The following is a 23,853-nucleotide window of genomic DNA, read 5'->3' on the forward strand; positions in this document are numbered from 1 at the left end:
TGTTTTTAACTCATCCGTTTGCGCTAATATTACAAAACTAAAAAAGGGACATTATGCTAATTTTTTATACTTTAGCTTATTCAAAATAACCGCAAATATTTACCCCCATGATTCAAAAAACAACTCTTATACTGCTTTTATTAGCCATTATTTCCTGCAAAAATTCTGATTCAAACGAAAAAGACAAAATTAAAATGGCGCATTGGCTCCTTGGGAAATGGGAAACCAAAACGCCGGAAGGAACACTTTCTGAAAATTGGGAGAAATTGAATGACAGCACTTATAAAGGACAATCTTATTTCATAAAAGATAAGGATACCTTACATTTTGAAACGATACTATTGCAACAAACCGGAGAGGAACTTGATTATATTGCCAGCGTAAAAGGACAAAACGATGATAAGGCTGTTCGCTTTAAACTAATAGAAACCACCGAAAAGGAATTGCGTTTTGAAAATCCGAAACACGATTATCCACAAAAAATCAGCTACAAACAAATTTCAAACCAAAGTTTGACTGCTGAAATATCAGGTCTGCAATTTGGAAAACCAAGTTCAGAAAAATATTCCATGACTAAAATCAAATAAAAAAAAAGCTAATCTCCCGCTAATCAAACCAACTTGCTCTAAAAAAGCAAGTTTTTTTTCGCTATTAATTTACTGAATAACAACAAGCTAAAAACAAACCTTATTCCTCTATTCATATTTAATCTAAATAAGTTTTGCCAAACCAAAATCAGTTTCTATATTTGCATCGTTATTTTTAATTATTCCAAATAAACAATTATGAGCAATCAAATTAGAATACTATTTGTCTTATTATTTACATCATTTTATATACAGGCCCAAGAATCCGGAATCATTGAAGGAAAAATACTTTCTGCAGATGGATTCCCTCTTCCCGGGATAGCAATCAAACTGGGAAAAGAAGCAAAAACAACCCAAACTGATAGCAATGGTGAGTTTAACTTTGTCAATTTTCCTACCGGAAGCCATACCATTACTTTGGAAGGAAGCGGCATGAAAAAACAATCCAAAGAAATTAAAGTTTTGGCCAACCAAACAAATTTTGTGGAATTCAGATTAGTTGAAGACATTACTACCTTAAAAGAATTGGTAATTAAAATTAAACAGACTCCCAATAAAAAAAGAGAGACCGTGCTATCCGGTTTAGACATAAAGCCAATAGACCTGCCTCAAAGCATACAAATAGTGAGTCATCATGTTATTGAGCAGCAACAAGCGATACGATTGAGCGATGTAATTAAAAACGTAAACGGGGTATACGTAGGTTCAGCCCGTGGAGGTGCCCAAGAATCATTCTGGTCCAGAGGTTATGATATGTCATCCAATAATATGTTTAAAAACGGTTTCCGTTTCAACAATGGTTCCATTCCAGAAGTATCTTCGTTAGAAAGAATAGAAGTGCTTAAAGGAAGTGCCGCCTTATTATTTGGTAATGTTGCTCCGGGAGGAATCTTGAATATGGTGACCAAAAAACCCTCTTTTAGGAAAGGTGGAGAACTTAGCATGCAAATGGGAAGCAATGCTTTCTACAAACCTTCGGTTGACATTTACGGCCCGTTAAACAAAACGATTGCCTACCGTTTTACCGGTTCTTATGAAAACTCTGAGAGTTTCAGGGATGTTGTAAAAAAAGAACGCTATTATATCAACCCATCGGTACTTTTTAAAGCAAGTGACAAAACCGAAATTATATTGCAGGGAGATTATTTACACGACAATTGGACTCCTGATTTTGGAACAGCAATCATCGGCAAAGAAATTATAGATATCCCAAGAAATACCTATCTAGGGGCAACCTGGTCAAACGGTCAAACCAGACAAGCCAGCGTTTCGGGATTAGTGAAACACGAATTTAATGACAATTGGAAACTGAATTTCAACAGTTCATTTCAAAATTACAACAGAACCTCAAAAGGTACAGAACGCATCCAACCAAAAAGCAACGGTGACTGGGAAAGACCATTGGGACAAAACAAAAATCTGGAACAAATCATTGGCGAGCAAATTAGTTTACAAGGAAATTTTGTTACCGGTAAAATAAAACACCAGCTATTTACAGGAGTTGATTTTGAAAATTCATTTGCACAAGCCTACACTTTTACATTTGATCCAAAAACGTATGGAAGCGGTAACATCTTTGACTTTGATAATTTTGATCAAGGAGGCGCTATTCCAGACGGTACAAATACCAAAATAGTAAAAACAGATACGAACCGTTTTGGAATCTATGCCCAAGATTTAATCTCACTTACCGATAAATTCAAAGTATTGGCAGGATTACGTTGGTCATGGCAGGAAGCTCAGGCAAAAAATCTTGATTTAACTAAGAGCCCTGTTGCAATTAAAAAAGACGCCAACCGCATCGATCAAGCTTTTACTCCAAAGTTAGGTCTGGTTTTTCAACCGACACAAGACATGTCATTATTTGCCAGTTATTCTAATTCGTTTACCCCAAATACGGGAACAACAGCAGATCTAAAAGTAATAAAACCTTCCATAATCGATCAATACGAGTTGGGAATCAAGAAAGATTTTTGGAGAGGTTTATTGAGCACAAACATTACCTTATACCAAATTGAGAACAGTAATTTAGCTCAAACTGCCGAATTTAAAGCGGACGGATCAGCCAATACCGATACCAGCATAAAGGTCTTGAGCGGATCAACCAAAAGCAAAGGTGTGGAACTGGACATCACCGCTCGCCCTACAGAAGGCCTAAGCATAATGGCTGGCTACAGCTATAACGACATGCGCTACACTAAAACTTCAGGACTTGAAGGAAGCTTTATTGTAGGCGATCGTCTGGCCAGAACACCGGCAAACACGGCTAACTTAAGCTTCTTTTATACCTTGCCTTCAGGAGTATTGAAAGGAATCTCTTTTGGAGCAAATGCAAATTATATCGGACAAAGAGTGGGCGGATGGAACAACCAATATAAAGCGACAGAAGCTAACGGAATTTTCGACAGAGAAATTCCACTGGAAGCTTACACAACCATAGATGTTTCTGCTGGTTACGAATGGGGAAAATTCTCAATATTGTGTAAACTGTCTAACCTTACTAATGAATTGAATTATACCGTTCACGAAAATTACAGTGTAAATCCAATTGCTCCACGTCAAGTAATGACTGCATTAAAATACAAGTTCTAAAAACAATCAGAACATTGTGATTAAAAAACTTTTTCCTGACTTGGAACAACTATCAAAACAGCAAAAAGTTTTTGAATTATAATACCAAAATAGATTATTTTCGCAAACACAAAACAGCAGCTACAATGAACAAAAAAACTTTCCGTAACTTACACAGAGATTTAGGTTACTTCTATATTGGACTTATTGTTTCCTTCGCTTTATCAGGGCTTATGATGAATCACCGAGACTATTGGCATCCTGAAAAATATACTATTGAGACCAAAGCGATCGAAGTAAAACTCCCTGCTGAAGACGAAATTACCGAAAAATATGCTAAAAATTTAGGAAAGGAATTGGGCATCGATGATAAATTCAGACGTCATACGATTAAAAAAGAAAACTTAAAAATCTCTTTTGAAAAACACGATGTCGAAATTGATATCAAAACGGGAAAAGGAGAAATTGTATCATTCTTGAAAACGCCAATCATCAGCCAAACGATGAAATTGCATAAAAGCACTTCGGATTTCTGGATTTATTATTCCGATATTTTTGCCCTGAGTTTAATCATTATTGCACTTACGGGAACTATAATGGTAAAGGCCGGAAAGTTCAGCTTCAAGGAACGCGGCTGGAAACTGGCTTTGGCCGGAATAATATTCCCTTTAATTTTCTTGTTTTTCCTGGCCTAAAAAATCAAAATACTTACTACCTAAAAATCCGTGTTGCCACGGATTTTTTTTTGTTTATGACCCATTTACTATAGCTAGACCTAATATAAGTTTGCCTTGACCGGAATTATTATTTTACTTTAAAAAAAGCGTATTACAATCTACGGCAACTTTTTCGTAACTTTATGACAATCAATACGAAGTGTTTTATTTTTAAGTATCAAACGCATCATAAAAAATAAATCTTTAAACTTAGTAAGCCATGCAAAACTACACCGTAAAAGTAAAATCTGCTGAGCATGTCACCCACGATGTACTTAGAATAGTCCTTGAAAAACCAAAAGATATCGAATTTAAGCCAGGTCAGGCAACCGAAATTTCAATCAATAAAGACGGCTGGAAAGATAAAAAACGTCCTTTCACTTTTACCTCCTTACCCAAAGATGATTTCCTGGAATTTACCATCAAAACCTATCCCAGTCACCAAGGAGTTACCAATGAATTGCTGAAACTCAAAGCTGGTGATGAGCTTATTTTACATGACATTTTCGGAGACATCGGCTATACCGATGAAGGCATTTTTATTGCCGGAGGTGCCGGAGTCACTCCCTTTATTTCGATTTTCAGAAATCTTGAATCCAATAATAAAATTGGAAATAACAAATTGATTTTTGCCAACAAAACCAAGCAAGACATCATTCATGAAGAAGAATTCAGCCGTTTACTTGGTGCAAATTTTATAAATATACTCTCAGACGAAAATCTCAATGGCTATGATCATGGATTTATAACCGAAGATTTTTTGAAATCAAAAATCGACGAGCATACCCATAAATTTTATGTTTGCGGTCCGCCGCCAATGATGGACGCCATCATCAAACAGTTGCACCATATCAATATAACGGACAAAGACATCATCAAAGAAGCCTATTAGCTGCTATTGCCAAACAATGTCTAATTGCAAGATGAAAACGATACGAATAAAAAGAGCTTACGATCCGGCATCTGCTGAAGATGGATTCAGAATATTGGTAGATCGCCTGTGGCCTCGGGGTCTCACAAAGGAAAAAGCGGCCGTCGATTTATGGCTTAAAGAAATCGCGCCCTCTACTGAATTGCGAAAATGGTTCGACCATGATGCCACAAAATGGGAGCAATTCAAATCAAAATATTCAAAGGAACTTTCTGAAAATCCGGCAAACTTGGAAATAATTAGAGATCATCTCAAAAAACAAAGCATTACGCTGCTCTATGCCGCTCGGGATACAGCACACAATGAAGCCATTTTATTGCAAGAAATACTAAACAATTCGATAGCCCAATAAAGTTACTTTAATTCAAAAAAAAATCCCATTCGTCAAGACGAATAGGATTTATGTATTTCAAAAAAGATCTACTCTTTATTTCAATCCGGCCAAACTTTGTTCAATCGTAGCGATTTTAGCCAAAGCATCGGCTTCTTTTTGTCTTTCGTTTGCCAAAACTTTCTCCGGCGCACCATTTACAAATTTCTCGTTAGACAATTTATTTTGAACCGATTTCAGGAAACCTTGCGTATAAACCAGCTCAGCAGTCAATTTTTCAATTTCTGCTGCAACATCAATGTTTCCAATAATTGGGATAAAATATTCATTCGATTTCACACGGAAAGACAAGGCGCCGTCCACTTTATCCGAAACATATTCCAATGAAGTAATGTTTCCTAATTTGGTCACAACCGCATCAAAATAAGTAGAAGCTTTATCGTTATTGATTGCTTTTAACTCAATCGCGTCCTTGAACGGAATATTCTTGTCTTTACGAATCGTTCTGATTCCAGAAATCACTTCGATTGTATTTTCGAAATCTGTTATTAAATCCGCGTTAAATGGTTTCATTTCTGGCCAAGTAGAAACAATCAAAGCTTCTTCCGGGCTTCTTTCGGCCAATAATTGCCAAATTTCCTCAGTCAGGAAGGGCATAAACGGATGCAATAATTTCATATTGTTCTCCAGCATTTCTATCGCTTTGGCAAAAGTCAGGCTGTCAATTGGCTGTTGGTAAGCCGGCTTGATCATTTCAAGGAACCAAGAACAGAAATCGTCCCAAACCAATTTGTAAATTCCCATCAAAGCATCGGAAATTCTGTATTTTTCAAAATTGTCTTCGATTTCCAAAAGTGTTTGTTGCAACTTAGCCTCATACCATTCAATCGCCACTTTTGAAGATTCGGGTTGCGGAATAGCATCCGAAACTTCCCAACCTTTGATTAATTTAAAGGCATTCCAGATTTTGTTGGTAAAGCCTTTTCCTTGGTTACACAATTCCTCATCAAACATAATGTCGTTTCCGGCAGAAGCGCTCAAAAGCAATCCCACACGAACACCATCGGCACCGAATTTATCGATTAAATCTAAAGGATCTGGCGAATTCCCCAATGATTTGGACATCTTGCGTCTTTGTTTGTCACGAACTAGTCCGGTTAAATACACATTCGAAAATGGTTTTTTACCCGTGTATTCATAACCTGCAATGATCATTCTGGCCACCCAGAAAAACAAAATATCCGGACCGGTAACCAAATCATTCGTTGGATAATAATATTTGAAATCCTCATTTTCAGGATCCATAATCCCGCCAAAAACGGACATTGGCCACAGCCAGGAAGAAAACCAGGTATCTAAGGCATCAACATCTTGTTTTAAATCTTTTGTTTCAAGTTTAAAGTTTAAAGTTTTCTGTTGTGCTAACTTCAGTGCTTCTTCTATAGATTCAGCAACTACAAAATCTTCTTTTCCGTCACCGTAGAAATAAGCCGGAATTTGCTGTCCCCACCACAATTGACGCGAAATATTCCAATCGCGGATATTATTTAACCAATGCGCGTAGGTATTATTAAAACGGGCCGGGTGCAATTTGATTTCGCCGTCTTCTAAAACTGCTTTAATAGCCGGTTTTACCAAATCCTCCATTTTCAGGAACCACTGATCTGATAATCTTGGCTCAATAACGGCTTTGGTTCTTTCAGAAGTTCCCACTTTATTCAAATGGATTTCAGTTTTTGCCAAAGCTCCATTTTCTTCTAATTCTTTTGCAATTTCGGTGCGAACCACAAAACGGTCTTTCCCTTGATAATGCAAACCAAAACTATTCAGAGTGGCATCTTCATTGAAAATGTCAACGATTTCCAAATTGTGTTTTTCGCCAAGGGTTTTATCGTTCATATCGTGAGCCGGAGTCACTTTCAAACAACCGGTTCCGAATTCGATATCCACATATTCATCTTCGATAATTGGAATAATTCTGCCGCAAATAGGCACAATCGCTTTTTTGCCTTTCAAATGAGCAAAACGTTCGTCATTCGGGTTGATACAAATCGCGGTATCCCCAAAAATAGTTTCCGGACGCGTTGTAGCTACGGTAAGAAAGTCTTCGCTTCCTTCGATTTTATATTTCAGGAAATATAATTTTCCTTGTTGTTCTTCATAAATAACCTCTTCGTCAGACAAGGTTGTTTTGGCTTCGGGATCCCAGTTTACCATTCGATATCCACGATAAATCAAGCCTTTGTTGTATAAATCGACAAAAGAGCGAATTACCGATGCTGACATATCCGGATCCATCGTAAACTTAGTTCGTTCCCAATCACAGGAAGCGCCCAGTTTTTTTAACTGATCCAAAATAACACCACCATATTTGTCTGTCCATTCCCAGGCATGAGCCAAGAATTCATCACGAGTTAAATCATTTTTATTGATTCCTTCGGCTTTTAATTTGGCAACAACCTTGGCTTCTGTAGCAATCGAAGCATGATCTGTTCCGGGAACCCAGCAAGCATTGAATCCTTTTAAACGCGCTCTTCTGATCAGAACATCTTGAATGGTGTTGTTCAACATGTGCCCCATGTGCAAAACTCCGGTAACATTTGGCGGAGGAATTACGATGGTATAAGGAGTTCTATGGTCTGGCTCCGAATGAAAATAATTGTTTTTCATCCAGTAATCGTACCATTTATCTTCAATAGTCTTGGCGTCAAATTGTGCAGGAATAGTCATTTTATAGTGGATTCGTTTAATCGTTAATTTGGTGTTTTTTTTATCTTTCAATACAATGATTAGCAGTGAAATAAATGCAAAAATAAGCTCTAAATTTTACTTTGGTCTAATTATTGTAATTCATATAGGCAACAAAAGTAAATAATTAAGTAGACTATAAAAAGGGAAATAAAAATTTGTGTACTAATTAAAAGAAAGTATATTTACTTTTATTAAATAAAACTAAAAATGAAAAAAATAGCCACATTATTAGCAATCGTACTCTTTAGCTGTATAGGATTTGCCCAAAAAGGTGCTAAAATTGAATTTAAGGTACAAAATAACACTATCGATTATGGAAAAATAAGCAAAGGCAGTGACAACGGGATTCGGACTTTTGAATTTACCAATACCGGTGACGCTCCATTAATCATCGTTTCGGTGCAATCAACATCAAATTTGACCATCCTTTCCGCACCGAAAGATTCTGTTTTGCCGGGAAAAACTGCCAAAATTGAAATTAAATACAACATGTCGGCTCCCGGACCAATCCGTAAAACAATTACCGTGGAATCCAACGCTATAAATTATGAGGAAGGCCGAATCCCCTTGAAGATTAAAGGGGAAATAATTGCCAATTAAACAATTTAATACACCTAAAAATCGCTTCTTGAATCTTTTTTCAAGAAGCGATTTTTTTTTTTTGCTATAAAACATCAATGAGTTGAAATTTGAATACATAAGTCTTATCATTCCTTTCAATTTCTAATGTTATCCATTTTTCATCCTCAGACCTCAATAACATATTAATTTGTTGCAAAGTATACTTATAAGCCGGGTTTTTATTAACCGAAAGTATTATATCTCCTTTTTGCAAGCCGCTAATTTCCGCTGGTGATTTTTTTCGAATATTTGCAATTTCAAAAACAGGTTTTAAATCAAATTTGTATTTAAATTCTGAAGTGTTAGTATCCTCTTTATCCTCTTTGCCGTTCATGAAAATTTTAGTCGTATTGAGACGCACGGTCTCTTTGACCCACTGCATCCCGGCATGACTAATTTCAATTCCACTTTTATTGTAACTAAAAGGAGTAGAAAATCCTTTGTTCTTTCTTAAATAAATATATCCGTTAGGATAGTCAAAAACAATTAAAAACCTTTTTAGAATTTCACCTCCTACAGAACCCAATCGACCAGAAGCCATGGTCACATGCTTTATGGAGCTGGAATCCGGAAAAGCGGCAATAGGTTTATTAAATTTAAAATCCGCAATTGTAAATGCTGAAATTCGCGCTCTTTTGCCCAATACATCACCGCTGAAGCCTTTGCCTAAGTAGTCTTCGAAATTTTTTTGGGGAACCTTTATCTTATCCGAAATCTTTTGAAAAAGCCATATTGCATCACTGTTTCCGATATCGATCAATAATTTGGCCGCAATAGGGACTGAATCTATCACCATCGTGGTGTTTATATACGGCTTTGCCTTTTCGATAGAAATTGGGCTCTTTACTGTCTTCTTCTCTATTTTTTTTCTGTTTTTTGGAGTGTCTTTATATACAATGAGCTGTTTCTTCGTATAATCAATTGAAACCAGATTATGTTTCAAAAAGGAATAACCGATAATTCCATTTACGGGAATCCCTACATGAGATGATAAATTAAAACTGGGATCCAAAATAATATACAACAGATGCTGCTTTGATTCCATTCCGTTAACTTCGATCAGGTTCCCTTCAGATTTTAAACCTTCGACCGCATCTTCACTCCCCAAACCGCGCAGGCTTATTTTTTCAGTATTTTTAAGACTCACCTCGCTTTTATCTTCTAAACTGAATAAAATAGTTTCCTGCACACCTGAATCCAACAAAACCGTAAGTTGGGTACCGTTGACTTTTATAGGAATAAAAATTAAATTATTGATCAATTGAAAAGGGATCTTAACTTTATCAATTCCGTTTTTAAATTGAAATTCATCTTGAGCCGAAGCAGGCCAGACGACAAGAAAGGCAAAGAAAAGCAAGATCAATTTTCTCATATAAAATCGTTTTTTATAAAATTACTAAAATTCCTTCTTTATAATACACAATCAACAATAAATATCCTTTTTGACGGCATTAATTTCGAAAAAAAGTCGCAAATTTGCATATCAAATATTTTATAATCATGCCAAAAATATCCAATAAAGGCAAACAAATGCCTGAGTCTCCTATCCGTAAATTAGTTCCTTATTCGGAAATTGCCAAGAAAAAAGGACATAAAGTATACCACTTAAACATTGGCCAACCCGATATAAAAACGCCGGAAGTAGCCATGAATGCTGTAAAGAATTTCGACATTAAAGTATTAGAATACAGTCATTCAGCGGGTTTTGAAAGCTATAGAACTAAACTATCCCAGTTCTATAAAAATCAGGGATTACCAATCAATGTTGAAGACATTATCATCACAACAGGTGGATCTGAAGCCTTGCTTTTTGCTATGGGAAGCACCATGGATCAAGGTGATGAGATCATTATTCCGGAACCATTTTATGCTAATTACAATGGCTTTTCGACCGCTTCCGGTGTAAAAGTAGTACCTGTTATTTCTACCATTGACACGGGTTTTGCCTTACCTCCAATAGCCGATTTTGAAAAACTAATTACTCCAAAAACCAAAGCAATCCTTATTTGTAATCCAGGAAACCCAACGGGTTATTTGTATTCTAAAGAAGAAATGATGCAATTGGCTGATTTGGTGAAAAAACACGATTTGTTTTTGATTGCTGATGAAGTATACAGAGAATTCACCTATGATGGCGACATTCATTATTCAGTAATGAATATCCCGGGACTTGAAGAAAATGCCATCATGATTGATTCTGTTTCTAAAAGATACAGTATGTGCGGTGCCAGAATTGGTTGTATTGTTTCAAAAAACAAAGAACTTATGGCCACTGCAATGAAATTTGCGCAAGCAAGATTGAGTCCGCCTACATTTGCACAAATAGCAAGCGAGGCCGCTCTTGACACTCCTCAAAGCTATTTTGACGAAGTAATCACCGAATATAAAGATCGCAGAGATACACTTATAGCTGAACTAAACAAGATTGAAGGCGTAAAAGTGGCTACACCAAAAGGTGCTTTTTACTGTATTGCTGAACTCCCGGTAGAAAATGCTGATGATTTTGCTCAATGGCTTTTGGAAAGTTACGATTACAACGGTGAAACCGTTATGGTAGCTCCGGCAGCTGGTTTCTATTCTACCCCAGGCGCAGGTTTGAACCAGGTGCGAATTGCTTATGTATTAAAAAAGGAAGATCTTATCAGTGCGGTTCATATTTTGAAAGAAGCTATTGTTGCTTATAATTCGAAATAATTTACATTAGAAACAAAGTTGTCCATCTAAAAAAAAACTGTTCCTCAAAAATGAAGCTTTTCAATTGAGAAAGCAATAATTAAATACTTATAACAAAGGCAATAACAATTCTAACGTTATTGCCTTTGTTCTTTTTGATAAAATTCCCCGTTTAAACCGCAGCAAAAAGAGATCAATTAATTATTAAAAGCGATAGAAATTCTTTGGTTTTTATTAATTATCTTTACCGCTTAAATTATTCTACCCACTATAATAGTAACTTTTAATGATAAATAGAGAAGAATCACATGACGAAATAGGAGACAATCATATTGGTTCATGCGCACAAAATCCATTAAGAAAAGACGCTTTTGATCTTTCAGACGATGAAAAAATAGAAAGTATAAAAAAGGATGTCAAAAATATTCTGCTTACCCTTGGTATGGATTTGACAGACGACAGCATGAAAGGAACCCCTAATCGTGTTGCTAAAATGTTTGTAAAGGAAATTTTTGGCGGTCTAAATCCGGATCGAAAACCAAAAGCATCCACATTTGATAATAATTACAAATACGGCGAAATGTTAGTTGAAAAGAACATTATCGTCTATTCTACTTGCGAGCATCATTTATTACCAATTATAGGAAGAGCTCATGTGGCTTATATTTCTAACGGAACTGTGATTGGACTTTCTAAAATGAATCGAATTGTTGAGTATTACTCCAAAAGACCTCAGGTACAAGAGCGATTGACAATGCAAATTGTTCAAGAATTGCAAAATGCTTTAGGAACCCAAGATGTTGCCTGCGTTATTGATGCAAAACACCTTTGTGTCAATTCAAGAGGAATCAGCGATATTGAAAGCAGCACGGTTACCTCTGAATTTGGCGGTAAATTTAAAGAAGCCCAAGCCCGAAGAGAATTTTTAGATTATATCAAATTAGAAACAAAATTCTAACCCCTCCCAACCCCAAAGCAGAATTCATTAGAAATAAATAGATAAATAATGCCTCTATACAATAATCAGACTCTAAAAATATACAATTCACTCTCGGGAGAGAAAGAAACATTTGTACCTATCCACGAAGGAAATATTGGTATGTATGTTTGTGGCCCTACGGTTTACAGCAATGTACATCTTGGTAACGTGAGAACTTTCATGTCCTTTGATGTTATTTTTAGGTATTTATTGCATTTAGGATACAAAGTGCGCTATGTTCGAAACATTACTGATGTAGGTCATATTGTGGATGATGTTGACGAAGGTGAGGATAAAATTGCCAAAAAAGCACGTTTAGAGCAGCTCGAACCAATGGAAGTGGTGCAACGCTATACCGTTGATTTTCACGAAATCCTGAAAGCATTTAACTTTTTACCTCCCAGTATCGAGCCTACAGCTACAGGTCACATTATTGAACAAATTGAGATCATCAAAAAAATTATTGACAAAGGCATTGGTTACGAAGCCAATGGTTCCGTCTATTTTGATGTGGTAAAATTCAACGAAACCAATCATTATGGCAGGTTGAGCGGCCGAAATATTGAAGACATGCTTGCCAATACCAGAGATCTTGACGGGCAGTCTGACAAAAGAAATCCACAGGATTTTGCCCTTTGGAAAAAAGCTGAACCGCAACACATCATGCGTTGGCCATCACCTTGGAGCGATGGATTCCCAGGTTGGCATTTAGAATGTACAGCCATGAGCACGAAATACCTTGGCAATCATTTTGATATTCACGGTGGAGGAATGGACTTAAAATTCCCACATCATGAATGTGAAATTGCCCAAAATGAAGCCTGTACAGGACAAACTCCGGTAAATTACTGGATGCATGCCAATATGCTTACCTTAAACGGTAAAAAAATGGCAAAATCTACCGGAAATAATATCCTTCCAAGAGAGATTTTGACCGGTGAAAACACGATTTTAAGCAAAGCATTCTCAGCATCTGTAGCCCGATTCTTTATGCTTCAGGCACATTACAGAAGCATCCTCGATTTTTCGGATGATGCCATTGTAGCAGCCGAAAAAGGATACAAAAGATTGATGGAAGCCATGGATGTATTGAAACAAATCAATCCAAGTGCTAAAAGTTCCCTTGACATTGCCAGCTGGAAACAAGCTTGTTATGACGCGATGAATGACGACTTCAACTCCCCTATTTTAATTGCTCAATTATTCGAGGGCGTTCGGTTTGTCAATCTATTAAATGACGGCAAAGAAAGTCTGAATGCGACTGATTTAGAAATATTCGCAGCAGCAATGCATGCATTTGTATTTGATGTATTGGGATTAGAAGATGAAAAGCTTGCCGACAATAGTAATGATAAACTGGAAGGGACTATAAATATGCTTATCGGAATGCGAAATCAAGCGAGAGCCGATAAGAATTTTGCGCTTTCTGACCAAATCAGAGATCAATTGATTGCTTTAGGCATCCAATTGAAAGATGGTAAAGAAGGAACTTCATTTAGTCTCTAAACAAAATGCAATAACAAAGTGGAAAATCCATATTGAAAATGTTTTCAAAAATTCTCATATATCCATTTCTATTACTGGTTCGATTTTATCAGGTCGCCATATCGCCCTTTACTCCTGCTGCCTGTCGATTTGAACCAACATGCTCTTCTTATATGATGGAAGCTTTACAGGTACACGGCTTGTTTTACGGGGGCTTTCTAGGAATAAAAAGAATTCTTGGCTGCCATCCATGGGGAAAAAGGGGCTACGACCCGGTTCCAAAAAAACAATGTTCTCACAAACATTAACCTTTTATTAGTACGGATTTTACACGGAATCTCTATTTTTACAAACTATAAAAAAAAATAAATGACACAGCCTTTACATATAATTTGGAATCCATCAGAAGGTATTGATTTAGGTTTTTTCATGATCAGGTATTACAGCTTAATGTTTGTAATTGCCTTTGGATTAGGCTGGTATATTATGAAAAAAATATACGAACGCGAGGGCGAATCCATCGAAAAACTAGACTCCTTATTCATTTGGACCGTTCTTGCTACCCTAATTGGCGCACGTCTTGGGCATGTGTTTTTTTATGATTGGGAATACTATAGGAATCATTTGCTGGAAATATTTTTACCTATCAGAGAAAATCCAAACGCAGTCCTTTTTGACCTAATTATAGGATGGGAATTTACCGGATTCCAAGGATTAGCGAGTCATGGAGCAGCAATTTCTATCATAATTGCTATGTACTATTACAGTAAAAAAGTACTGCAAAGACCCCTATTATGGATTTTAGACCGAGTAGTAATCCCTGTAGCTAGTGGAGCCATCTTTGTAAGACTTGGTAATTTTTTCAATTCAGAAATAGTAGGAAAAGAAACTAATTCTCCTTTTGGAATTAAATTTATTCACGATCATTTTAGCCCTAGGGACGCTGTAAATGCAACACAAATCCAAAACCCAAAAGAAGCTTATACTGCCATTGCCACAGACCCTCAGTTCGCTAGTTTACTGGAACAGGTACCGGCAAAACATCCGGCTCAATTGTACGAAGCCTTTTGTTATATTTTTGTTTTCGCAATATTGTTTTTCCTATATTGGAAAACAGATGTAAGAAAGAAATCAGGATATTTGTTTGGACTTTTTCTAGTATTACTGTTTTCAGTACGTATTGTAGTGGAGTCCGTCAAAGAAAGCCAAGGCGGATTTGAAAGCGCTTTAGGACTACTTTCTACCGGACAATGGCTAAGCATCCCTTTTATAATAATTGGCCTTTATTTTATCATTACAGCTGAAAAGCCCGTTGAAATTTAATTAAGTTTCTCAAATAACATATAAAAATAAAAAAGCTTCCGAAAATGCGGAAGCTTTTTTTATTTTACCGTTTTAAAGCAAAATGAGACTTAAATTCTTTTCGAATATTTTGTTCCGTATAATGAATAACAAACCAATAATCATCGGCAGGCAAAGCTCTACCGTTATAAGTACCGTTCCAACCGTTACCATTAGGTCTAATTTCTTTTAGCAGCTTACCATAACGATCAAAAATATGGATTTTAGAACTCAAGTCATTCTGCAATTCAAAAACATTCCAGGTATCGTTATAATTGTCTCCATTTGGAGTGAAAAATTTAGGATAATCAATAACATGAATATCATTCACTGTAACAGCCAAACTACAACCGTATCTATCCTTAACGGTAATAGAATGTACACCATAGGAAACCGACTCAAAACTTGCCTTATCCTGAAAAGGCCCCTCATCCAGCTGGTATAAATAATCCCCTGCTGGTGTCACAGAAACAGCTATTATTTGGTTATTTGCAAAAGCCTCAGAAACCGTCCAATCTACAGCTGTAATAGTGACTAATGGATTTACATCAACATTTATCGTTTTTGAAACAGCACATTGTCCTAGATCAGGAGTAAAATCATAGGTTCCACTTGTTGTGTTATCTATAACAGCCGGTGACCAAGATCCGCTAATTCCATTTGGAGACTGAGTTTCTAAATCAGGAGGTATTGTACCATAGCAAATATACAAATCAGTAAAATCAGGTACTAAAAAATCTCCAATAATTATATCCATCGTTTGTGATACAGCACATGGATAAGCCACAGGATCTGGGGTAAAAGTATGTCTTACAGTGCCCGGCACACTAGAATCTATCGTTGATGGAAACCAAGTACCTGTAATTCCATTATTAGAAGTGGATGCTAATGAAGGAACAGTTCCTCCCTCACATATAGGTCCAACGGGAGTAAAAGTAGGCGTCGTTGTTGTTAAACATGGAACTCTACAAGTAATTACAGAACGATCACAAGGATAGGTTGTATGTGCCACAGTTAAAGTAACAGATTGTCCCGGCGAAAGTCCTAATACTTGTAAAGTAGTAGGTCCGGTAGTTCCTGTAACTGCAGCTCCACCATCAATTGAATAACTGTAGCTGTATTGATTAGGCAAGCCGACAGTATTTGTCCAATCAAAAAGAACAGAAGAATATTTATCAGCTATCGCAATTTGACTAGGATCACATCTCAAACTTAAAATTGAAGAGCCATTATCTGCAACTACGATAACATCTATCTTTGAACGGGGACTTTCAATACCCGCTGCTGTTTCACTGACATAATACGATAGCGTCCCAACCACAGCTGTAGATGGTATTGGCGCAGTTGAAGAGGCTGTACCGCCTGTAGCATTTGTTCCATACCAATTTAAAACTGCTCCCGCAGAAGGAGTCGCTGTTAATGGTACAGCTGCACTTCCTTGACAATAATACACTGGAGAACTTACTATCGGGGCTAAGACGGATTTCTCCGAACTTAGCTTTAAAAAACCAATCTTCAGATCCATATTAGTCACATTGGCGTAAGCAAAAAAGCAGGAACTGGTGCAACATACAAAAACAAATAATAGTAAATTCTTTCTCATAGTTCTAATTTTTAAAATAGATTAAGAAACAGGAATTATATTCTATTGTTTAGTAAATATATAAAATTTGAGCCTTTTAAAAGAGAAAATTTACATAATTAAAAACCGTAAAAGACTTATAAAAAACACTTTAACTCTAATAAACACAAAATTACAATCGATACTTAAGGCCAAGTTCAAAATTAAGAACACTGTAGCCACTATTGGTTTCTTGTAGTCCTGCATTAGAAATATGGTTATAATTAGGACCAAATTCAAAACTAAAATGAGAATAGTTTATCGCAATTCCCATTGACAAAACACTTGAAAAGGCAAAACCTTTAGAGAGTCTTTCAGTCTCTGTGTCCGTAATCATTGGACCAGTACTGACTAAAACAAAAACATCATATCTTTCAGAAATGCTTTTTTTAATAACGAAGCCTACATTAAACACATAATCGGTAATTGATTTTAAGTTCCCAAATTCTTCCCGTTTTTGAATATAGTCCGGTAGATCTTCACTAACATAGTTAAGATTCAAAAGCTTATGTTTTACAAAATTTAACTGAGGCTGTATGAATAATTCGTATCTAAAATGTTTTGACTCTTTTATTACACCAGAAATCCGAAGCTTGAAGCAATGGCTATTATAAAAATAATCCTCCTTATTGATATTTCTCCCAAAACCATAAAAAACCCCAACAGAAAAATCTCGTCTCTTTTCTTGCGCATAGAAAGTCATAGAAAACAAAAGAAAGACTAAAGTGAACATTTTCGCTTTCATGATCTGATTTTATAATTAGAATAAAAACATACAAATCAAATACTTACCCTAAAATTAATCAATTATCACATCATTAATATCAAAAAAAAGCATAAAAAAAAAGCCTAACTCTCGTTAGGCCTTTTCTAAAAATATTTTAAATCTGTTGATTAAGCTTCTAGATGATGTTTTTCAATTAAGTCTTTATCAACACTAGAAATCGTATCTACCAATACTGGTGTAGCAATAAACAAAGATGAATATGTACCTACAAGAATACCTATCAACATTGCAAAGATAAACCCTCTGATTGATTCACCTCCAAAAAGAAACATAATCAATAATACTGCAACCATTGTTAAAGACGTATTGATCGTTCTTGACATAGTCGTATTAATAGATTTATTAACTATCTCATAAAAAGAACCTTTGATTTTTCCATCAAGAAATTCACGAACCCTGTCAAATACAATTACGGTATCATTCATAGAATAACCAATTACGGTAAGAATAGCCGCAATGAAGTGCTGATCAATCTCCATTCCGAAAGGCATAAATTTATAGCATAATGAATAAATTCCTAAAACGAAAATAACATCGTGAGCAATAGCTGCAATTGCACCTAAACTATACTGCCATCTTCTAAAACTGATCATCAAATACAAAAACACAATTGCCATAGATCCAAGAACCGCCCAATAGGCATTGGTTTTAATATCCTCTGCAACGGTAGGTCCTACTTTAGAAGCCTGTAAAATACCTAATTTTTTTCCATCATAAGCATTTACAAATTTTTCGTAAGTAAGTCCCGCAGAATAATGTTGTTTCAAATTATCATACAATAATTTATTTACTTCTTCATCAGCTTCACTTCCGTGTTCTTGTACTTTATACTTGGTTGTAATTTTTAATTGATCATCGCTTCCAAATACTTTTGCTTCAGCACTACCAAAAACTTTAACCAACTCTTCTTTTACTACTTCAGCTTGTACCGGTTTTTCAAAACGCACTTGGAAAGTTCTACCTCCAACAAAATCTACCCCTTGATCCAATCCATTTGTAGAAAGAGAAACGATACTCACCACCACAACAACGGCAGAGAAACCATAAGCCCATTTTTTATACTTCAAGAAATCCAAATGGAAGTTTGTAAAGAAATTTTTAGAGAAATTAGTTACAAATGATAAATCATTCTTTCCTGCAATATTTCTATCGATAAAAATTCTAGCAATAAAAATAGAGGTAAACAATGAAGTAACAATACCAATCAATAATGTAGTAGCAAAACCTTTAATTGGTCCTGAACCAAAAATAAACAATACCGCTCCAGTCAAAATATGCGTTACGTTCGCATCAACAATAGAACGCATAGCTCCAGTCCAACTGTAAGAAGAAACCACAGCTTCGCTCAATGACTTGCCGTCACGCAATTCTTCTTTGGCTCTTTCATAAATAATGATATTCGCATCTACCGCAGTACCCATAGTTAATACGATACCGGCAATACCCGGCAATGTAAGAACCGCTCCTAAACTGGCTAAAATTCCAAACAAGAACAGTAAGTTAACCGCTAAAGCGATATTAGCATACCAACCCGCTTTTCCATAATATACCATCATCCATAGCGATACTAAGAGCAATCCAACTAATGCAGAGTTAGTACCATTATCAATAGCTTCTTGACCTAAGGATGGCCCTACTACTTCTGATTGAACAATATCAGCGGCTGCTGGTAATTTACCTGCTCTTAAAACGTTAGCTAAATCTTTCGTTTCTGTTACATCAAAAGAACCTGAAATTTCAGATCTTCCTCCAGAGATAGGTCCGCTGGAAACGCCTGGTGCAGAATATACCACGTTATCCAAAACGATAGCAATATTACTTTTTTGAGTATAGGCTTTGGCTGTTAATTCTTCCCAAGCTTTAGCACCTTGTCCATTCATTTGCATAGAAACCGAAGGCTTTCCAAATTGATCGAATGAATCGTGAGCATCAGTAACAACTCCACCACTCATAGCGGCTACGTTATCTCTATTTCCTTTTAAAGCATATAATTCAACAGCATCAACATCTTTATCTTTAGCATCTTTGATTGTTGTCAATTTACCCCAAACAAATTTAGCATAACGCTGATCAGCTGCTAATAAAATTTTGATATCCGCTCTTTTCAAATAACCATTTACAACGGCTGTATCTTTTGGTGAGAAAAGACCTAGAACCGGACCACCACCTTGAGCAATAATTTTATCGAACAAAGGATTGTTTCCTTTTTTAGCAACAGCAGAATCTTTACCATCAGCCAATAAAGCACTCAAAGAATCTTTTACAACTTCTTTAGTCTCTACTTTATTAATTTCAGTTTTTTTCAATGACTCGTTAGCGGCCATTAAGAAATTACCAATTTCTTCAATTTTATAGGTTTCCCAAAACTCTAATTGAGCAGTACTTTGCAATAATTTCTTGATTCTGTCTACATCTTTAGCCCCAGGAAGCTCCACAAGAATTTGTCCAGACGCCCCTAATTTTTGAATATTGGGTTGAGTTACACCAAATTTATCGATACGTTTTCTCAATACTCCGAAAGCACTTTCTACTGATTCATCAACTTTTCTTTTGATTACTTTTTTAACCTGTGCGTCTGTCATTTGAAAATCTACACCACCTTCACCTTGTAAACTTCTGTTAGCAAAGATATCTGGAGAAGCTAATTTTACTGTTCCTTTGGAATTGGCATCAAAAGCATCAAAAAACTTATCTAAATAAGGCTTATTTCCTTGTTTATCAGCAGTAGCGTCAGCCAAAGACTTATTGAAAACAGGGTTTTTAGAATTATTGGATAATCCTTTCAAGATGTCTTTAACAGAGATTTGAAGTATCACGTTAATACCTCCTTCTAAGTCAAGACCTTTGTTGATTTGCTTATCAGTAACTTCATTAAAAGTAAAATCTGTAAATCCAAGATTGAATACTTTTTCCTTACTGATAGAATCTAAATACTTCAATTCTTTATCAGGGTTTCCAGCTGCAAAAGTTTTTGCATCGCTTTTTACTTTATCTGCGACAAAAGTGAATGAAAGTTGGTAAATACTCACCAACGCAAATAGAATTGCGAAAAATTTAATAAGTCCTTTATTCTGCATTATTACTAAAAATTAATTATTTTATATTTATTTATTTTTGTTTTAGTCTTTCTAAGATTTACCCTAATACATTCTTAACCATACAATTAGAAAAACCAAGAATTATATTATTTTTTTAAACCGAGCAAATATATAATTAACGACAAGATTAACCAATTTATTTATTAATTAATCTCAAAAAAAAGACTGCAAAAGTGCAGTCTTCTCTATTATATAACTAAATTATTAAGCTAAAATTGATTTCAAAGCGTCATTCATTTGTCTAACAGCATCGGCGCTTTTAGCAAATAAAGCTTTTTCATTGTCATTCAACTCGATATCAAGAATTTCTTCAACCCCATTTTTACCAATAATGCAAGGCACGCCAATACAAATATCATTTTGCCCGTATTCTCCTTCGACAAAAACAGAACAAGCAATCATTTTCTTTTGATCATTCAAGATACTATCTACCAGGTAAGCAACTGAAGCTCCCGGAGCATACCAAGCTGAAGTTCCCAAAAGCCCTGTCAATGTAGCTCCTCCTACCATAGTATCAGCAGCTACTTTCTGCAAAGCTTCCTCAGAAAGAAACTGAGAAACCGGGATACCATTATAAGATGCCAAACGAGTCAACGGAATCATCGTAGTATCACCATGACCCCCTATTACCATAGCCGAAATATCATTAGCCGGTTTATCTAAAGCCATAGACAAATAAGTTCTAAAACGAGAACTATCAAGTGCTCCGCCCATACCTATAATCCTGTTCTTTGGCAATCCTGTAGCTTTTAAGGCTAAATAAGTCATCGTATCCATTGGGTTAGAAACCACTACAATAATTGCATCAGGCGAATATACCAATACATTTTCGACAACCGTTTTGACTATCCCAGCATTAATCCCAATTAATTCTTCGCGCGTCATTCCTGGTTTTCTTGGAATACCTGAAGTAATAACCACTACATTACTATTTGCCGTTTTAGAATAATCATTGGTAACACCGGATACCTTGGTATTAAAACCCGTATTAGTAGCACATTGCATGATATCCAAAGCCTTACCTTCGGCAAAACCTTCTTTTATATCCAATAATACTACTTCACTCGCAATTCCTCTATAAGAAATCACATCGGCACAAGTGGCTCCAACATTACCTGCTCCTACAATGGTAACTTTCATATTTTATACTTTATTGGTTATTAGTTAAATTATTTCTTCGATAAATCGACAATTCGTTTAATCGTTTACGTAAATATAAACAATTAAACGAATTGACAATTAAACTTTTTTATTAAGCATCAATATTTGCATAAACTGCATTTTTCTCGATAAATTCCCTTCTTGGAGGAACCTCATCCCCCATTAGCATAGAGAAAACACGATCGGCTTCTGCCAAACTATCAATATTAACCTGACGCAATGTTCTGAAATTAGGATCCATTGTTGTTTCCCATAATTGCTCTGCATTCATCTCTCCAAGACCTTTATAACGCTGGATGGCTGCGCTTCCTCCCATTCTTTCATTGGCTTGGTCGCGTTGTACATCATTCCAAGCGTATTCTTTCTTATTTCCTTTTTTAACCAAATATAAAGGAGGTGCTGCTATATATACATATCCTTGCTCAATTAATTCTCTCATGAAACGAAAAAAGAACGTTAAGATCAAAGTAGCAATGTGGCTACCGTCGACATCGGCATCACACATAATGATTACTTTATGGTATCGCAATTTTTCAAGATTAAGAGCTTTACTATCCTCAGCAGTTCCGATTGTTACCCCTAAAGCTGTAAAAATATTACGAATCTCCTCGTTTTCGAATACCTTGTGATGCATTGCTTTTTCTACGTTCAAAATCTTACCACGCAATGGCATAATAGCCTGAAAGGCACGATCACGACCTTGTTTGGCCGTTCCACCTGCCGAATCTCCCTCGACAAGGTACACCTCACATTTTGCCGGATCTTGTTCAGAACAATCAGACAGTTTTCCTGGCAATCCGCCTCCACCCATTACGGTTTTGCGTTGTACCATTTCACGTGCTTTCTTGGCAGCGTGACGAGCCTGAGCTGCCAGAATTACTTTTTGAACAATGATACGGGCATCATTTGGATTTTCTTCCAAATAATTTTCAATCATCTCACTTACTGCCTGACTTACCGGCGACACCACCTCCCTGTTTCCAAGCTTAGTCTTAGTTTGCCCTTCAAATTGCGGCTCTTGCACTTTTACAGAAATAATTGCCGTCAATCCTTCACGGAAATCATCACCTGCAATATCAAATTTCAATTTATCCAACATTCCCGAAGCATCCGCATATTTCTTTAACGATCTTGTAAGACCCGTTCTAAAACCTTGCAGGTGCGTTCCCCCTTCGTGTGTATTGATATTATTCACATAAGAAAAAATATTCTCCGTATAACTGGTGTTGTAAATTAACGCAACCTCCACCGGAATTTCTCCTTTTTCGTGATCCATAGAAATCACATGAGCAATAATTGGCTCACGGTTTCCATCTAAGTAACGGATGTATTCTTTTAAACCTTCATCTGAATGAAAGACCTCAGAAACAAATTTACCGTCTTTATCTAATTCTCTTTTATCCGTAAAAGTGATCGTAATCCCTTTATTCAAAAAAGACAATTCACGCATACGTGCCGACAAAGTATCGTATGAAAACTCAGTAGTTTGAGTAAAAATAGTTGGATCCGGAAAAAAAGTTACAATAGTACCTCTCTTTTCAGTCTCGCCAATTTGTTTTACCGGATACATTGCTTTTCCTCTTTCATATTCCTGCTGGTATATTTTACCGTCACTGCTGTGAATAGTTGCAGTAAGATGAGTAGACAATGCGTTTACTACCGAAACCCCAACACCGTGCAAACCTCCAGAAACCTTGTAAGAATCCTTGTCAAATTTACCTCCGGCACCAATTTTAGTCATTACAACCTCAAGAGCAGAAACACCTTCTTTTTTATGAATCCCAACCGGAATACCACGTCCATTATCCTCTACAGAAACGGAACCATCTTCATTGATACAAACACCAATAGTGTCGCAATGTCCTCCCATTGCCTCATCAATAGAGTTATCGACTACTTCATAAACTAAATGATGCAGTCCTCGAACACCTACATCTCCAATATACATCGATGGACGCATTCTAACGTGCTCCATTCCTTCTAATGCCTGAATACTATCCGCTGAATAATTGTCCTTCTTGATTTCTTCGCTCATATGTTTTATTCTAATAATATAATTGTCTCTAACACGCAAATATATAAAAACGTAAACTATATAACCGTTAAAATCCCTTTTTAAGCCGTTAAGTTATTAACATATTGTTGATTTAAGGCATAAAAAAAACACCCTCAAAACCGAGAGCGTTGTTCTTAACTGATA

General features: G+C 36.1%; 18 protein-coding genes. 11 read left to right on the top strand and 7 right to left on the bottom strand.

The window, feature by feature from the left end; genetic code table 11:
• Window positions 1-107: 107 nt before the first annotated feature.
• The 5 genes from BUB25_RS01195 to BUB25_RS01215 all read left to right on the top strand — a co-directional run bounded on the left by BUB25_RS01195 (window position 108) and on the right by BUB25_RS01215 (window position 5,157).
• Window positions 108-587, top strand: coding sequence for a DUF6265 family protein (locus tag BUB25_RS01195; RefSeq protein WP_072938532.1), 480 nt, complete (start codon window positions 108-110; stop codon window positions 585-587).
• 198 nt (window positions 588-785) lie between these two features.
• Window positions 786-3,179 carry a TonB-dependent siderophore receptor gene (locus tag BUB25_RS01200; protein ID WP_072938536.1) on the top strand — a complete coding sequence of 798 codons (2,394 nt, stop codon included), beginning with the start codon at window positions 786-788 and terminating at the stop codon, window positions 3,177-3,179.
• A gap of 125 nt (window positions 3,180-3,304) precedes the next feature.
• Complete coding sequence (locus BUB25_RS01205; RefSeq protein ID WP_072938539.1) at window positions 3,305-3,853, top strand: PepSY-associated TM helix domain-containing protein; 549 nt, start codon at window positions 3,305-3,307, stop codon at window positions 3,851-3,853.
• Between the two features lie 241 nt (window positions 3,854-4,094).
• Entirely contained in the window at window positions 4,095-4,766 is a 672-nt protein-coding gene (locus BUB25_RS01210) for a ferredoxin reductase domain-containing protein (RefSeq protein ID WP_072938542.1), read from the top strand.
• A gap of 31 nt (window positions 4,767-4,797) precedes the next feature.
• Window positions 4,798-5,157 (top strand): DUF488 domain-containing protein, encoded by a 360-nt coding sequence (locus BUB25_RS01215; protein ID WP_072938545.1) that lies wholly within the window; start codon window positions 4,798-4,800, stop codon window positions 5,155-5,157.
• 75 nt (window positions 5,158-5,232) lie between these two features.
• On the opposite strand, the gene BUB25_RS01220 is transcribed toward BUB25_RS01215, so the two are convergent.
• Window positions 5,233-7,866, bottom strand: a complete 2,634-nt coding sequence (locus tag BUB25_RS01220; RefSeq protein WP_072939696.1) for a valine--tRNA ligase — start codon at window positions 7,864-7,866, stop codon at window positions 5,233-5,235.
• Window positions 7,867-8,094: 228 nt separating this feature from the next.
• Here BUB25_RS01220 and BUB25_RS01225 point away from each other — a divergent pair, with 228 nt between their 5' ends.
• Window positions 8,095-8,487: a DUF1573 domain-containing protein gene (locus tag BUB25_RS01225; protein ID WP_072938548.1), complete on the top strand. Its 393-nt coding sequence runs from the start codon at window positions 8,095-8,097 to the stop codon at window positions 8,485-8,487.
• A gap of 64 nt (window positions 8,488-8,551) precedes the next feature.
• Here BUB25_RS01225 and BUB25_RS01230 read toward each other — a convergent pair whose 3' ends face one another.
• Window positions 8,552-9,880, bottom strand: a complete 1,329-nt coding sequence (locus BUB25_RS01230; protein ID WP_072938551.1) for a PDZ domain-containing protein — start codon at window positions 9,878-9,880, stop codon at window positions 8,552-8,554.
• A gap of 128 nt (window positions 9,881-10,008) precedes the next feature.
• On the opposite strand from BUB25_RS01230, the gene BUB25_RS01235 reads away from it, so the two are divergent.
• From BUB25_RS01235 to lgt, 5 genes are all read left to right on the top strand, one after another.
• Window positions 10,009-11,202, top strand: a complete 1,194-nt coding sequence (locus tag BUB25_RS01235) for a pyridoxal phosphate-dependent aminotransferase (RefSeq protein ID WP_072938554.1) — start codon at window positions 10,009-10,011, stop codon at window positions 11,200-11,202.
• Window positions 11,203-11,467: 265 nt separating this feature from the next.
• On the top strand, window positions 11,468-12,139 hold the full coding sequence (gene folE / locus BUB25_RS01240) for a GTP cyclohydrolase I FolE (protein WP_072938557.1): 672 nt from the start codon (window positions 11,468-11,470) through the stop codon (window positions 12,137-12,139).
• Window positions 12,140-12,187: 48 nt separating this feature from the next.
• The gene (gene cysS, locus BUB25_RS01245) at window positions 12,188-13,666 is read left to right on the top strand and encodes a cysteine--tRNA ligase (protein ID WP_072938561.1); all 1,479 of its coding nucleotides are present in this window, start codon (window positions 12,188-12,190) and stop codon (window positions 13,664-13,666) included.
• A gap of 38 nt (window positions 13,667-13,704) precedes the next feature.
• A complete protein-coding gene (yidD, locus tag BUB25_RS01250; RefSeq protein ID WP_072938564.1) occupies window positions 13,705-13,953 on the top strand; it encodes a membrane protein insertion efficiency factor YidD in 249 nt (82 codons plus the stop codon).
• Between the two features lie 61 nt (window positions 13,954-14,014).
• Window positions 14,015-14,968, top strand: a complete 954-nt coding sequence (gene lgt / locus BUB25_RS01255; protein WP_072938567.1) for a prolipoprotein diacylglyceryl transferase — start codon at window positions 14,015-14,017, stop codon at window positions 14,966-14,968.
• Between the two features lie 64 nt (window positions 14,969-15,032).
• Here lgt and BUB25_RS01260 read toward each other — a convergent pair whose 3' ends face one another.
• The 5 genes from BUB25_RS01260 to gyrB all read right to left on the bottom strand — a co-directional run bounded on the left by BUB25_RS01260 (window position 15,033) and on the right by gyrB (window position 23,688).
• On the bottom strand, window positions 15,033-16,589 hold the full coding sequence (locus BUB25_RS01260) for a T9SS type B sorting domain-containing protein (RefSeq protein WP_084089373.1): 1,557 nt from the start codon (window positions 16,587-16,589) through the stop codon (window positions 15,033-15,035).
• A 151-nt stretch (window positions 16,590-16,740) separates the two neighbouring features.
• A complete protein-coding gene (locus BUB25_RS01265) occupies window positions 16,741-17,352 on the bottom strand; it encodes an acyloxyacyl hydrolase (RefSeq protein WP_072938572.1) in 612 nt (203 codons plus the stop codon).
• Between the two features lie 149 nt (window positions 17,353-17,501).
• Window positions 17,502-20,471, bottom strand: coding sequence for a protein translocase subunit SecDF (gene secDF, locus BUB25_RS01270; protein WP_072938576.1), 2,970 nt, complete (start codon window positions 20,469-20,471; stop codon window positions 17,502-17,504).
• A gap of 225 nt (window positions 20,472-20,696) precedes the next feature.
• Window positions 20,697-21,632 carry a malate dehydrogenase gene (gene mdh / locus BUB25_RS01275; protein ID WP_072938579.1) on the bottom strand — a complete coding sequence of 312 codons (936 nt, stop codon included), beginning with the start codon at window positions 21,630-21,632 and terminating at the stop codon, window positions 20,697-20,699.
• A gap of 112 nt (window positions 21,633-21,744) precedes the next feature.
• Window positions 21,745-23,688 carry a DNA topoisomerase (ATP-hydrolyzing) subunit B gene (gene gyrB / locus BUB25_RS01280; protein ID WP_072938583.1) on the bottom strand — a complete coding sequence of 648 codons (1,944 nt, stop codon included), beginning with the start codon at window positions 23,686-23,688 and terminating at the stop codon, window positions 21,745-21,747.
• Between the last annotated feature and the right edge of the window lie 165 nt (window positions 23,689-23,853).

Origin of the sequence: Flavobacterium granuli (assembly GCF_900129705.1) — a bacterium.
GTDB lineage: Bacteria > Bacteroidota > Bacteroidia > Flavobacteriales > Flavobacteriaceae > Flavobacterium > Flavobacterium granuli.

Excerpts from the sequence above, each read along its gene's own strand:
- BUB25_RS01220 (WP_072939696.1), bottom strand. The coding sequence starts at position 7,866 with ATGACTATTCCTGCACAATTTGACGCCAAGACTATTGAAGATAAATGG.
- BUB25_RS01205 (WP_072938539.1), top strand. The coding sequence starts at position 3,305 with ATGAACAAAAAAACTTTCCGTAACTTACACAGAGATTTAGGTTACTTC.
- BUB25_RS01230 (WP_072938551.1), bottom strand. The coding sequence starts at position 9,880 with ATGAGAAAATTGATCTTGCTTTTCTTTGCCTTTCTTGTCGTCTGGCCT.
- BUB25_RS01225 (WP_072938548.1), top strand. The coding sequence starts at position 8,095 with ATGAAAAAAATAGCCACATTATTAGCAATCGTACTCTTTAGCTGTATA.
- BUB25_RS01260 (WP_084089373.1), bottom strand. The coding sequence starts at position 16,589 with ATGAGAAAGAATTTACTATTATTTGTTTTTGTATGTTGCACCAGTTCC.
- yidD (WP_072938564.1), top strand. The coding sequence starts at position 13,705 with ATGTTTTCAAAAATTCTCATATATCCATTTCTATTACTGGTTCGATTT.
- BUB25_RS01210 (WP_072938542.1), top strand. The coding sequence starts at position 4,095 with ATGCAAAACTACACCGTAAAAGTAAAATCTGCTGAGCATGTCACCCAC.
- BUB25_RS01215 (WP_072938545.1), top strand. The coding sequence starts at position 4,798 with ATGAAAACGATACGAATAAAAAGAGCTTACGATCCGGCATCTGCTGAA.
- BUB25_RS01195 (WP_072938532.1), top strand. The coding sequence starts at position 108 with ATGATTCAAAAAACAACTCTTATACTGCTTTTATTAGCCATTATTTCC.
- cysS (WP_072938561.1), top strand. The coding sequence starts at position 12,188 with ATGCCTCTATACAATAATCAGACTCTAAAAATATACAATTCACTCTCG.
- lgt (WP_072938567.1), top strand. The coding sequence starts at position 14,015 with ATGACACAGCCTTTACATATAATTTGGAATCCATCAGAAGGTATTGAT.
- secDF (WP_072938576.1), bottom strand. The coding sequence starts at position 20,471 with ATGCAGAATAAAGGACTTATTAAATTTTTCGCAATTCTATTTGCGTTG.
- BUB25_RS01200 (WP_072938536.1), top strand. The coding sequence starts at position 786 with ATGAGCAATCAAATTAGAATACTATTTGTCTTATTATTTACATCATTT.
- gyrB (WP_072938583.1), bottom strand. The coding sequence starts at position 23,688 with ATGAGCGAAGAAATCAAGAAGGACAATTATTCAGCGGATAGTATTCAG.
- BUB25_RS01235 (WP_072938554.1), top strand. The coding sequence starts at position 10,009 with ATGCCAAAAATATCCAATAAAGGCAAACAAATGCCTGAGTCTCCTATC.
- folE (WP_072938557.1), top strand. The coding sequence starts at position 11,468 with ATGATAAATAGAGAAGAATCACATGACGAAATAGGAGACAATCATATT.
- BUB25_RS01265 (WP_072938572.1), bottom strand. The coding sequence starts at position 17,352 with ATGAAAGCGAAAATGTTCACTTTAGTCTTTCTTTTGTTTTCTATGACT.
- mdh (WP_072938579.1), bottom strand. The coding sequence starts at position 21,632 with ATGAAAGTTACCATTGTAGGAGCAGGTAATGTTGGAGCCACTTGTGCC.